The 12,431-nt window shown below is 33.8% G+C and carries 12 protein-coding genes; 6 read left to right on the plus strand and 6 right to left on the minus strand.

All coding sequences use genetic code 11. From position 1 onward, the window contains the following. Positions 1-6 precede the first annotated feature (6 nt). Positions 7-390: a response regulator gene (locus tag DF185_RS15825; RefSeq protein ID WP_317046853.1), complete on the minus strand. Its 384-nt coding sequence runs from the start codon at positions 388-390 to the stop codon at positions 7-9. Between the two features lie 450 nt (positions 391-840). Here DF185_RS15825 and DF185_RS15830 point away from each other — a divergent pair, with 450 nt between their 5' ends. The 5 genes from DF185_RS15830 to DF185_RS15855 all read left to right on the plus strand — a co-directional run bounded on the left by DF185_RS15830 (position 841) and on the right by DF185_RS15855 (position 6,008). Beyond that, positions 841-1,338, plus strand: a complete 498-nt coding sequence (locus DF185_RS15830) for a nitrogen regulation protein NR(II) (RefSeq protein ID WP_110361734.1) — start codon at positions 841-843, stop codon at positions 1,336-1,338. A 273-nt stretch (positions 1,339-1,611) separates the two neighbouring features. Next, positions 1,612-2,520 (plus strand): helix-turn-helix domain-containing protein, encoded by a 909-nt coding sequence (locus tag DF185_RS15835; RefSeq protein ID WP_110361735.1) that lies wholly within the window; start codon positions 1,612-1,614, stop codon positions 2,518-2,520. 21 nt (positions 2,521-2,541) lie between these two features. Continuing rightward, positions 2,542-3,681 carry an MBL fold metallo-hydrolase gene (locus DF185_RS15840; RefSeq protein WP_110361736.1) on the plus strand — a complete coding sequence of 380 codons (1,140 nt, stop codon included), beginning with the start codon at positions 2,542-2,544 and terminating at the stop codon, positions 3,679-3,681. A gap of 217 nt (positions 3,682-3,898) precedes the next feature. Continuing rightward, positions 3,899-4,720 (plus strand): ion transporter, encoded by an 822-nt coding sequence (locus tag DF185_RS15845; protein ID WP_110361737.1) that lies wholly within the window; start codon positions 3,899-3,901, stop codon positions 4,718-4,720. A gap of 571 nt (positions 4,721-5,291) precedes the next feature. After that, positions 5,292-6,008, plus strand: a complete 717-nt coding sequence (locus DF185_RS15855) for a TIR domain-containing protein (RefSeq protein ID WP_110361739.1) — start codon at positions 5,292-5,294, stop codon at positions 6,006-6,008. Positions 6,009-6,072: 64 nt separating this feature from the next. Here DF185_RS15855 and DF185_RS15860 read toward each other — a convergent pair whose 3' ends face one another. After that, positions 6,073-6,363 carry a tetratricopeptide repeat protein gene (locus DF185_RS15860; protein ID WP_110361740.1) on the minus strand — a complete coding sequence of 97 codons (291 nt, stop codon included), beginning with the start codon at positions 6,361-6,363 and terminating at the stop codon, positions 6,073-6,075. A 105-nt stretch (positions 6,364-6,468) separates the two neighbouring features. Then, positions 6,469-6,666 (minus strand): hypothetical protein, encoded by a 198-nt coding sequence (locus DF185_RS15865; RefSeq protein WP_110361741.1) that lies wholly within the window; start codon positions 6,664-6,666, stop codon positions 6,469-6,471. A 407-nt stretch (positions 6,667-7,073) separates the two neighbouring features. On the opposite strand from DF185_RS15865, the gene DF185_RS15870 reads away from it, so the two are divergent. Next, positions 7,074-7,685, plus strand: coding sequence for a flavin reductase family protein (locus tag DF185_RS15870; RefSeq protein ID WP_110361742.1), 612 nt, complete (start codon positions 7,074-7,076; stop codon positions 7,683-7,685). Between the two features lie 417 nt (positions 7,686-8,102). Here DF185_RS15870 and DF185_RS15875 read toward each other — a convergent pair whose 3' ends face one another. The 3 genes from DF185_RS15875 to DF185_RS15885 form a co-directional block, all read right to left on the minus strand. Next, positions 8,103-8,564, minus strand: coding sequence for a DUF4293 domain-containing protein (locus DF185_RS15875; protein WP_110361743.1), 462 nt, complete (start codon positions 8,562-8,564; stop codon positions 8,103-8,105). Between the two features lie 199 nt (positions 8,565-8,763). After that, positions 8,764-11,193 (minus strand): DUF5916 domain-containing protein, encoded by a 2,430-nt coding sequence (locus tag DF185_RS15880; RefSeq protein WP_110361744.1) that lies wholly within the window; start codon positions 11,191-11,193, stop codon positions 8,764-8,766. Between the two features lie 239 nt (positions 11,194-11,432). Beyond that, positions 11,433-12,245, minus strand: a complete 813-nt coding sequence (locus DF185_RS15885) for a prohibitin family protein (RefSeq protein WP_110361837.1) — start codon at positions 12,243-12,245, stop codon at positions 11,433-11,435. Between the last annotated feature and the right edge of the window lie 186 nt (positions 12,246-12,431).

Consider the following 12,431-nt stretch of genomic DNA (forward strand, 5'->3'; position numbering starts at 1 on the left):
GTAATGTTATTTAATCAAACGTTCTATTCTTATCATTAATTCTTCAGGATTAAAAGGCTTCATGATGTAATCTTCCGCCCCAAGTTTTAAACACTCAACTCTAGTATTACTACTTTCCTGACTACTAAGAACAATAATTGGGATATCATTAAAATATCCACTCTCTTTAATGCGTTTGATTAATTCGATGCCATCCATGTTAGGCATCTGAAGATCGGTTAAAATAATATCAGGAATATTACCAGACTGCAACCATGAGATAGCCTGTAACCCATCATCTTTAGTGGTTACTTCGAACGAAGTTTGTAAAAAACGAACCATTAGTTGGCTCATCGAAGGTTTGTCGTCTACAACTAAAATTTTTTTCATAAATAAATTTAATGCGCTCATTTCACAGAGCAATAATCGATTTAAATAGTATAGTCTTTGGGCATTCACACTAAAAGTGTAAACTATCAGTACCGATTTACGCAGACAGTCTAATTTTGTTTCTTTTTCAGCCTACAGAATGCAATTTTCCTATAGAACAATAGAATATTAAGACTGATTATAAACAAAAAGTTCACATCAAAGATTTAATCTAAAATTCATTCAGTCAAGAGCTAATAATCGACAAATACCATCCATTGAATTCAATTTTCCAACAGTTAATAAAATAGCAAAGTTTTGCCTTAGTAAACACCTATAATATGAAGTAATCACACATTAAAACATAATCATTCTCACTCCCAACTCCCCTGTTTAGGCAAAAACTATACAATAAATTCATTGACATGATCAATAAAATGCCGTAAATTGTATATCCCTTAACTTATTATTGAATTTTAAAGCGTAGGAAATATGAATAATGATTTAACACACACCAACGAAAGGTTTAGCGTTTTAAGCAATTCGAGTGATTTTTTAAATATCATCTTGAATAATATTAGTTCATGTGTTATGCTTTTAGACAATGAACTTAGACTTAGAGCATTTAACGATCCATTAACTACAATTTTTTCGAATAAGAAAAATCAGGAACTTCTTTATCGCAAATGTGGCGAGGTATTAGGCTGTGCCCATCAAATTGAAGAAGATAGTCCTTGTGGTTCTACTTCTAAATGCAATACGTGCGAAATAAGGATATCAGCTTTGCTATCGTATGTTGAAAACAGACCTGTGGACAACGAAAATCTCATCAAATCTTTTGTAGATTTCGATGGAAACAGAGAAGATAAACACCTACAATTCTCTACTCGATTATTCAAATATCGAGATGAAAATTATATTGTAGCCATAATCGATGACATTACTGAATTAAAAACTTTGCAGATTGCAAAGCAAGAAATGTTGCACTAATTGCAGTAATCGTTTTTAACAAATGCTATGGAACTCCAAAAGAGTTCCTTTTTTTGTATCCATTTTTCCATACTTGCATACAATCAGTAATTTGTATACAAGCCTCAGTAATTCGTATAAATCTTAAAACATTGGGATACGTAAATTTGAAATTACAATAATTAGCAAATTTTGTAGTGGGTAAAATTCACCATCGATTATCAGTAGGAATTAGCAAATCGATGGTGAATTATTTATAAATATCTGACTATATTAAGACAAAATATTTGAGTAATGAGCGATATTATAAATATCAATACCATAACGGAACTTCACGATATAATGGGATTTGAAAAACCACAGCACCCATTAATTTCCATAGTAGATTTTTCGAAGGTTGAACCAATACGTTTGGGAAGTAATATTAAAATTGTTTCCTCCTTGTATTCAGTCATGCTAAAAGGTGCCAATTGTGGACATTTAAGATATGGACGAAAAACATACGATTTTCAGGAAGGAACACTATTCTGTATGGCTCCAAACCAGGTAATTACAACTGAGGGTGTTGATGAACCTGATGAATATTCGGGATGGGGATTGTTTTTTCATCCTGATTTAATCCGTAAGAGTGCTCTTTCAAAAAAGATTCAGGAGTTTACTTTCTTCACTTACGAAGTGGATGAAGCCCTTCATTTATCCGATCTGGAAAAGAAAAACCTTTCGGAACTGTTGGGACGAATTAAGGATGAGTACTGTGCCAATCTTGATAATTTTAGCAATGATGTAATTCTATCGAGCCTGGAATTGTTCTTAAACTATTGCAACAGGTATTACGGCAGACAGTTTATTACCAGAAGTTCTTACAATAAGGACATTTTAAGCCAACTGGAAAGCTTGTTAAAAGATTACTTTAACACCGATAAGGCTGAACAATTCGGCATTCCAACCGTGAAGTATTGTGCCGAACAATTGAATTTCTCGCCAAATTATTTGAGCGATCTAATTAAGAAAGAAAGTGGCAAAAGCGTTCAGGAACACATTCATTATAGATTGATCGAGAAAGCCAAAACAAAATTACTAAGCACAACCAACTCAATTAGCGAAATAGCCAATGAATTGGGCTTTGAATACCCACAATATTTTAGTAAAATTTTTAAATCAAAAACTGGTTTATCACCAGTAGAATACCGCAATTTAAACTAGAAGGATACGAAGAAAATAAGAATGAGAAGATTGAAAAAGATGGGGATAGGATTAGGAATATTATTGTTGGTTACCTGTATTATTGGAGTTTCATTTATTTATATCAGCCCACAATTTGGGCGAAGAGCCAACGCCAATCAGAAAAAGGCTTATGCCTTGCTACCAAACTATAAGGATGGAAAATTCATTAATCGTGAAAAAATTGAAATGGAAATGAGCATGCGCTCTTTCTCTAAAATGTTTCGCGAAATGTTGAGTCCCGATCCCAATGTCAATCCAAAATCGAATATTGAGGTAGTCAATTTAAATTCAGATGATTTAGAAGTCAAAGCAGATTCTATAAACGAAGTAATTTGGTTGGGACACTCTTCTTTCCTAATCAGACTAAATGGCAAAACCATTTTGCTGGATCCGGTATTTAGCGAGAAAACTGGCCCACATTCTTTCTTTGGCAGAAAGAAATACAACAATCAAATGCCAATCGACTTAATCGACATACCACATGTTGATGCAGTTTTCATCTCTCATGATCATTACGATCATTTGGATTATTACAGCATAGTAAACTTAAAGGACAAAACCGATAGATTTCTTGTTCCTATTGGGGTTGGCAATCATCTTAAGTCTTGGAAAGTTGATGAAAACAAAATTCAAGAGTTCAATTGGTGGGATGAAGGTGCTTTCGATGGAATCCAATTTGCCTTTACTCCTACTCGCCACATGTCTGGTAGAGGCTTGGCCGACCAATCATCAACGCTTTGGGGGTCATGGGTACTAAAAGGAAAAGATAAGAGCATCTATTTTAGTGGAGATGGAGGTTATGGCGAACATTTTAAAGAGATTGGCGAAAAATATGGTCCCTTCGATATTGGCTTAATGGAATGCGGACAGTACAATAAGCTTTGGGCCGATGTACATATGATGCCAGAAGAATCGGTGCAAGCAGGTATGGATGTAAAAGCAAAAAGAATCATCCCAATTCATTGGGGATCGTATCGCCTGGCAAACCATGCCTGGACTGAGCCTGTGGAAAGATTTAAGGCCAAAGCCAAAGAGCTTGATGCTACTATTTTAACTCCTCGAATTGGAGAAAATATTAATTTGAACCAGCAAGAACATACACAATCTACCGAGTGGTGGGTAAAAATAACAGGCAAGTAAACTTTGATTTTACAATTTGATTGAGGCTGTTCCTATTAGGGACAGCCTCTTTTGTTGTTATGTGATTTATATCAAACAACAGTTCGTTGTACAAGTTCTGATTTAACAAAAATTTGAATATTTGCATAAGCTTTGTAAATTTGATCTGTCACAAATAAACTACTTAAAATTTGCGCTGTTGGCCCATAAATTCAATTGAAAACCTATTAAGCACCTCATGATAAAAAAACTGTTCCTAAACGATAGAATAATTCTTAGTCTAATCCTATTTAATGCGATCCTGTTATTTATAAGCGGTTTCTCCCTTTCCGAGTTTAGTACATTTTTTATTCACACTTTGGATAATGTAATTACAGGCTTGTTTTTAATCGAATTGGGCATTAAACTCAACGAGTTCGGCTTAAAAGGCTATTTTGCTTCCAATTGGAACAAGTTAGATTTTGTTTTGGTGGTTCTGTCAATCCCCGCATTTGTTACTTTCATTTTTCATGCGCATGATTCTGACATCAGCTTCTTGTTGGTATTTCGATTAATGAGGGTTTTTAAATCATTCCGATTTTTAAAGTTTATTCCTGGTGTCGATCAACTATTCAAAGACATTAAAAGAGCCTTGAAGGCCTCGGTTATTGTATTAATCGGATTTGCCATTTACATTTTCATTATTGGCGTATTCTCCTTTTACCTGTTTGAATCAAGCGCGCCGCAATACTTTAAAAACCCATTGATTTCTCTTTATTCCATATTTAAGATTTTTACTGTAGAGGGATGGTTTGAAATACCCGAAGAAATAACTCAAGGCTACTCTCCTACGGCAGCCTTTTTCACTTATTTCTACTTTATATTTATTCTTCTTACTGGAGGTATTTTTGGTCTGTCCTTAGTAAACTCCATTTTTGTAGATGCAATGGTGAGCGATAATAACGACGAACTAGAGAAGAAAATTGACAATTTGGAAAAAAAGATAGATGTACTGCTAAAGCAAAACGAATCTCATAATGGCATTCCTAAACCAAAAGAAATCATCATCCAAAATGATTAATAACTTCTATCTTTTGTAAAGATGATACTCAAGGAATCCTATATCCCAACTAACAGTAATTAATAAAACACTACTAGCCTTAAACAAAATATTATATATAATTTTGATCAAAAAATCATAATTAATACTTTTGATACTATTCTTAACTAATATATTCTAACCTACTAAAAACCTAACCAATAAATTAAATGCTCGAGATATTAACAAAATATTCCATCATTTTTATACCAATTATTATTTTTTTACTCACCATTGGAATGAAAATGTACACAGGAAAAGATCTACATGATATTACTTATGCTCAAACAGCATTAGAAATACCCGTTGACCTATTATTTATATCAGTAACACTAACTATTACTTTTCTAACAAAGGAAGCTAGCAATATTACACCTGGAATCATATTACTTCTTACCGAAATATTACTTGCTTTTTTTACTGTTATAATCTGGAGATATTCAGTGGAAAAATTAATTAACAACAACCTAATTCCTTGTGGATTACTTGGATTACTAAATTACAACCTTTCAATTTGGCCTCTTATATATATAATTTATCTAAACTCTCTATAATGGATAAGGACTTTCTATACATAGCAATTTCATCAATCATTTCGCTTTCAACCTTATTGGCTGTATTATTACTGTATATCCAAAATAAGAAATTAAAAAATAATGAACTCATAAAAACAAGTGCTGAGTTGTCTTACATGAGAAGTTACTTTGAGAAAAAAATAATTGACATCAACTCTAAATTATTAGCAGATTCAGAAAGGTGGAATGAAGTCAATCATTTACTTTTATCATACAATCCAAAAGTTGATGAATCATTTTTCCAATCAAAACCTGCATTTAACGATTCCTTTTTTAATAACTTCAGAATTAAACCAGAAAATATAAACGTTAAGGAAGATCAAGTTTTTTTACTGACTCCATTCATTAAAAGCGAAAAAGTAACTTTTTTTGATGTTGAAGCAATCTGCCATCAATTAGGTTTTAAATGTCTAAAAGGTGATGAAGAATATATCACTGGAGATATATTTGCTTACATTCTTAATAAAATACTTGAATCAAGAATAGTAATCGCAAATATAAATGGAAGAAATCCAAATGTATTTTATGAACTTGGTATTGCACAAGCTATAGGGAAGCCAACCTTACTTATTTCAAAAAACATTGAAAATATTCCTTTTGATGTAAAATCTCAAAATATTATCATTTATAAAGATTCTAACGAACTCTCTGATAAATTATCTTTAATGCTAAGTAGTATATTAGTAAACGAGTAACAACACAACTCATGCTTTTCAAAAATCATCTCACCGTTTACTTGTAGAAAACACCTATCTAAAATTAAGGATTATACAAATCCGGATTAAAGAAATCCATAATCGATTTGATCATCTCGATTTTAACATTGGCTTTTTTGTGTTCGGAATCCAAGTCGGTAGTATGAAGGTATGCGCTTAGTGCTTCTGGCAGGTTCCCCATTTGATGGTACAATTCACCTATTTGAAACTGAGCCTCAGTATTTTTAGCATCAAGCTCCAATACAGATTTGTATTTTTCTATTGCTGCTTCATATTTTTCTGCTTTGGCCAACTCTGTAGCTTCCACCATTAATTTTTCCACTTCCTTACTCATGATGTAATCCTTTACCTAATGGATAAAATCTCAATTTAATTTTGAGCAAATGTAATCATTAGCCTTTACCAATCAAAGCATGTAGCAAGAAGTATGTGCAGTTTATTAAACATTACAGGGTATTCTTCCATCTCCCAAATGCATTGAATTGATCTGCAAGTCTACTGAATTAATCTTAGCACCCACTGAATGATGTTTCAAGGCTACTGAAACGATCTCACCATCTATTGAATAAGGATTAAAGGCCATTGAATGGATCTCACTGGTCGATGAATTATTCTCAGCACCTAATGAATCAGACACACACCCTATTGAAACGTCGTCACTATCTACTGAATTAAAATCACAGTCTACTGAATTGAAATCAGCTCCTTATGAATGAAACTCTCCACGCAATGAATTAATCACAAGCCCTATTGTACCAAACTCAGAGCATACTGAATCACCCAAGGTGTGAATTGAACGATTCTTTCAGTCTACTGAAAAGAACAACGCCTTCACTGAATCATCCTCACAGCGAACTGAATCATCCTCGCAGCTCACTGAATAAAACTTACCTTCTTCTGATTTCATCTTCAAAGCTGTTGATTACTTCTCGATGCATTCCGAACCGAACTCTCATTAAAGTCATAAGATCTCCATGTCCATAAATTGTACTATCGAGTCTATTTTGTAAGTTTGTACGTTGAATTAAATCAAGCAAAATAATAATGGCAAAACAACATTGGAAACCAGGAACCATGGTTTATCCCATACCAGCTGTAATGGTTAGTTGCGGATCGAAACCTGAAGATTACAATATCATAACAATTGCCTGGACAGGAACCATTTGCAGCGATCCTGCAATGTGTTACATTTCGGTGCGTAAGAACAGACACTCTTACGATATCATTAAGGAATCGGGAGAATTTGTAATCAATTTAACAACCAAAAACCTGGCCTATGCTACCGATTGGTGTGGAGTTAAATCGGGAAAGGATTTCAATAAGTTTGAAGAAATGAATCTTACTCCTGCTCCATCAAAAGAAATATCGGCACCTATTATTGAAGAATCGCCATTGAGCATTGAGTGTAAAGTGAAAAACATTGTAGAATTGGGTTCGCACGATATGTTTATTGCCGAGGTGGTAAATGTACAGGCTGATGAAAGATATATAAACGAGAAAACCGGTAAGTTCTTGCTTAGCAAAGCTCGTCCCATTGCCTACTCACATGGTTATTACTTTGAGCTGGGTAAACTGATTGGACAATTCGGACACTCAGTAATGAAAAAGAAAACCAGAGAAATGAAAGGCAAAAAGGGAAAGGCTAGAAAGGCATAAAGAGGAAAGCTTTACCAAAAGTCATAGGATTGGTAATCATACCTAGAGTTACTCTTTATACACAAATCTGAAATAATTATTTTGATATGGCAATGCTGAATCATTTAAAGTGTTTTCAAATTGAGTGTTTCCCTTTTAGGGAACCGAAACAAAGTGTAGCTCGTGAACACATTAAGTGTGAACAAACTGTCGACAGACTAAAGGGTGAGAAAAGACAAATATAATCAAAAATACACCCTTCTCCCTGTCGGGATCTCCCCTAGAAGGGGAGAATTTAGAATTAAACGATTGTATATTTAATTCTCCTTCGAATCATATTCTGGAAAATAAATGTGTATAAAGAGTAGCCTATAGTGAGAATACCAAACAAAAATACCGGCCTTTTAAGCCGGTATTTTTAGTTAATATCATTACTGATTATCTAATTCTATCCATAGAGCGAATCATCGCTTCATCTTTTCCTATGCCTCTTAATGCCAAGTAACTTAAGATTAAAGCTACCAAAGGAAATGCATTGATAATGCTATAATTTGCAATTGCATTTAATTCTCCTGCCTGACTGTTGATGCTGTAGTAAATTAAGCCCATTGCCCCCAACATACAAACCATATTAAAAATGGTAAGACGAATTTGAATCATTCGCTTTTTAAACAAGAAAATGGTAATTAAACTAACCAGTGCAATAACCGATAGTAAAATTGCTACTGGGTATGCTATAAATATTGCAGGAGCACCTTCAGCAATTGCTGGAATTCCCCTGTACAAAAACTCATAAGTTTGACCTGCTGTATCAATTAATTCAGCCAATGGGAAAAAGAACATGATTCCAATTAAAATAAAGCTTCCCAATAAGTATAAAGATTGTATTCTTTGTATCATAGTTATTAATTTTTGTACAAATTTAATTTTAAATTAAAAAGCAGCAAACTTTCATTTGCTGCTTTTAACCATCATTACTTAACACTAACTAATCACACTTAAAAATTGCTTTTGAAAGAGTTCCCCTAAAACTCTTCAAAACTAAACCCTTAAGCTTTCACGGTAAGTTAAGGCCCGTAAAATTTAAGTAGGTTTACCATTAACCTTTTCTCTTTAACGACATGTAGTCGATATAATATAGTAGTTTGACTGAAAAGCTATTCAGCTGTGTCGCGTCAAACGTATCTTTCAAATTATCTACGAAACCGTGTCTGATTTCGTTTTGTGCATCGCGAATTGAACTCTTCCAAACCAAAGCCAATTCACTACCCGGTGCAAATCGCCAATTGTACACCATATCCACATTAAATGTGTTGAAATTTACATCGTGGTTTTCATTGTAATCAGATTCGGCAACTCTCCCACTATCCATTAATCTGTAAAAATCCTTGTATTCAGCCTTAGCCCAATAGTGGCGCATTCTAAAACTCAAAGATGTTTTGTTGTTAAAAATATAATTGGCCGTAAATTTATTCTCCAATCTGGCAGTATTTCTATTTCCAATGTAAACAGTTGTAAAATCATTCATATCCGTTTCAGAACTTGCATATCCAAGTTCGTCCAGATTTCTACTCCAAACCGTCTCATACACCATTAACAGTTTATCGTTTACACGATACCTTGGTGAAACTTTAAGTCTGAAAGATTTTAAATCATCCGTAGACATTCGAACACCATAATTCGCATCTAAATCCAAAGCAAAGGCCTTCCTGTAATCAGTCGAAATCCAAAGTCCAGCAAAAGTTGATGAACCTTTTCGCAACTTCTTTCCTGATACACGAGGCTCCTCGTAATCATATCTGTGCATAGGACGGGTATTTCCATAAAATCCCATTGCAAAATGATCTCGGAACTTTAATCTGGCATTATAATAAAGCGAAATACTTGTATATCTGCGTGGTTCATATCTGGCTTCATGATGAATTTGAAATCTTGCATGACGCTGGATAACTGAACCTTTAGGCTCAAAATTATCGTAGAAAAAATTCAAATTATTATTAATTTGATTGTTACGATATAAAAATCCCAAATCGTTAGGATTATACTTCTCAGTCATTACTCTGTGAAAATAATTCCAGGTAAATTTTCCTTGAATCTTTCCAACCTGAATCTCATGCATGTAACCGATTTGATCTTTAGCTTCATCCTGATATCTCTGAGTAGCAATAATCTTACCCTTTACACTATGAGATCTTTTTTCATTACGTAAATCGAATTCAGTTCCTGTTACATTTGCCATGTAATCCGTTTCAGGTATGTAAACATTGGTGTTGAATAAACTCACAAATGATTCATTTTTCATACTCTTATCAACCACCAACATATTGTAATTGGTAAAAGGTTGAATTTTTTCCTTACGCGATTCCCCTGTAACAGTATCCTTGATGCTTGCATAAGTATTTCTATTCATTGCATTAAGCACACCAATTCCCAGTCCTTTTGAATTTCTACCAGAAACCTTGGTAGCATTAATAATTTTTGCTTTCGCTGGATTATCAGTAATTATCTCATTCGCACCCAAATTATCGTACACATCATATCTATACCTAGGTGTTCCTCCAATTCGTCTTGAGTAAAAAATACCGCCTCTGTTAAAAAGCTCTGTTGCTTCGGTAAAAAACTGTCGCTTCTCCGAAAACTTGGTTTCAAAAGGCGAAAGGTTCAATACTTCATCATCCGATTGAACTTGCCCAAAATCAGGAATCAACATCATATCTAAAGTATAACTTTCGTTGATTCCATATTTTAAATCCATTCCTCCTCTAAAATTCGTTTCTCCTTTCGATTCATCCGATAATTTATCGTAGTAAGCAGAAAAATAAGGTGTAAAAGATAGGCGTACCGGAGGCTCTACATTTTCTACTCCACGAAGAATCCCACTTTGATTAATCCATCCATCTTCTTCCTTGTCAATAAAATTCCAGCTTGTCTTTTCTCTATCTCGTTGAATGTTTCTCAGGAAGTTTACTCCCCACTCCTGTACCTCTTTACTTGGGAATCGTAATGCAGAATATGGAATTTCAATCTCTGCAGACCACCCATCTTCCTGAATGCTTGTTGCACTATTCCATACAGCATCCCAACTGGTATCCTCTCTACTTTTTACAACCTTTGCATCCCACTGAACACCTGAAGCTGTAACAATAAATTCAAAAGCATCTAATCCTGAATTAAAAGGATCCACAACAAAGGATACAAAATCTGCATTATTTATCTCATCTCTTTTGCTAAGAGTTTTTAGTATTTTCTCTGGTTCTGGATCATACATTTTAGCACCAACAATAATTGCATTGTTGGTATAAATAAACTTGACTTCTGTTTTGTAATTTGAGCTTGCTCCATTATCTGGCTCCATTTGTAAAAAATTATTAGCCACAGGCACCCCTTTCCACACAGAATCATCCAGAATTCCATCGATTAAAGGTTTTTGCGATACTCTTATAGCCATAATCTCTTTCTTAGGTTGTAATGCGAAACTTGTTAAAGCCAGAACAAGAATCAAAAAGGTTGATAAAATTTGTTTTAACATGGTTGATTTTAGTTTTCTTTAATGGTTGGTTGAGTGTTTTAACAGCATTTGCGATATATCACTTATTATGCCATCAAATGTTATTTTCTAATTATTAACTACTTAAGACGTTTTCCTCCTCAATTGAAGTGAACGCTCACGTGACAATAACTGTACGCTTACGAACGAAAAAAAGCCGCTCACAAACGCGAGCGGCTCAAATTTATTAATTATAATTTTCAGCTATTTTCTAAAAACTGTTAATTATTTCCTAAAATCAACGGCATTCCATCTTTTCCACTTCCAATCACTACTACTTTAGAGTTTGGAGATTCCGACAACTTAATAGTTGCTTCAATACCTCTCATTTTCAAAAGTGCTGGAGTTAAACTGCTGTTAATAATCTTATTTGCTCTGGCTTCCCCTTCCGCAGCAATTCGTTTTCTTTCCGCCTCACTTTTTTCTTTTTCCAATTTAAACTGGTAAGCCAAAGCTTCCTGCTCCTGCTGAAGTTTGCTTTCAATCGCAACTTTGATTTTCTCAGGTAGATTGATCGAACGAATCAAAAGAGCTCGCATCTGAATGTTATTATTTTTAAGAATTTCAGAAGTTTCCGTAATAATGGCTTCCTCAACCTCTTTTCTTTTGGTTGAATAAATCTCTTCAGCTGTATATCTACCTGCAACTTGTCGAACCGAAGAACGAACCTCAGGAATTACCAATTGACTGATGTAATCCTTACCAAATATCTCGTGCAAAAACCCAATTTTGTTATAAACAGGATTAAAACGAACCGAAACATCAATGTTTACAGACAAACCATTCTTATCCAAAACATCCATTGTTTCTTCACTCTTTTGTTCTCTTACATCGTAAACATGCATATCATTCCATGGAGCAATAATATGGAAACCAGGCATAAATACATTTTCTTTATCCAATCCTCCAGAGAATTTTCTAAATATTACACCTCTTTCACCAGGCTGTAATGTTAAAAACATACTTGATCCTGATAAAATCAGGATAACAGCAAAAAATGCCAATACAATTAAAAAATAGGGTTGCTTCTTCATGATCTTGTATTTATAATTTTTATTTATGATTCTATTTTCATTTAAATATAGCACAATAATATAATAAAAATCGATTTTAAACACCTGTTCATGCTAATTACAACAAAGAAATCGAAAGATTACATTTTGTTAGTTTGTAGATTAAAAAATTTTCTATAGTTTCGGCTCCTTGCTATCAAATTTTTT

Origin of the sequence: Marinifilum breve (assembly GCF_003202155.1) — a bacterium.
In the GTDB taxonomy this organism is placed as follows: Bacteria; Bacteroidota; Bacteroidia; order Bacteroidales; family Marinifilaceae; genus Marinifilum; species Marinifilum breve.

Coding starts and splice junctions, on each gene's coding strand:
- DF185_RS15825 (WP_317046853.1), bottom strand. CDS start 390: ATGAGCGCATTAAATTTATTTATGAAAAAAATTTTAGTTGTAGACGAC.
- DF185_RS15830 (WP_110361734.1), top strand. CDS start 841: ATGAATAATGATTTAACACACACCAACGAAAGGTTTAGCGTTTTAAGC.
- DF185_RS15835 (WP_110361735.1), top strand. CDS start 1,612: ATGAGCGATATTATAAATATCAATACCATAACGGAACTTCACGATATA.
- DF185_RS15840 (WP_110361736.1), top strand. CDS start 2,542: ATGAGAAGATTGAAAAAGATGGGGATAGGATTAGGAATATTATTGTTG.
- DF185_RS15845 (WP_110361737.1), top strand. CDS start 3,899: ATGATAAAAAAACTGTTCCTAAACGATAGAATAATTCTTAGTCTAATC.
- DF185_RS15855 (WP_110361739.1), top strand. CDS start 5,292: ATGGATAAGGACTTTCTATACATAGCAATTTCATCAATCATTTCGCTT.
- DF185_RS15860 (WP_110361740.1), bottom strand. CDS start 6,363: ATGAGTAAGGAAGTGGAAAAATTAATGGTGGAAGCTACAGAGTTGGCC.
- DF185_RS15870 (WP_110361742.1), top strand. CDS start 7,074: ATGGCAAAACAACATTGGAAACCAGGAACCATGGTTTATCCCATACCA.
- DF185_RS15875 (WP_110361743.1), bottom strand. CDS start 8,564: ATGATACAAAGAATACAATCTTTATACTTATTGGGAAGCTTTATTTTA.
- DF185_RS15880 (WP_110361744.1), bottom strand. CDS start 11,193: ATGTTAAAACAAATTTTATCAACCTTTTTGATTCTTGTTCTGGCTTTA.
- DF185_RS15885 (WP_110361837.1), bottom strand. CDS start 12,245: ATGAAGAAGCAACCCTATTTTTTAATTGTATTGGCATTTTTTGCTGTT.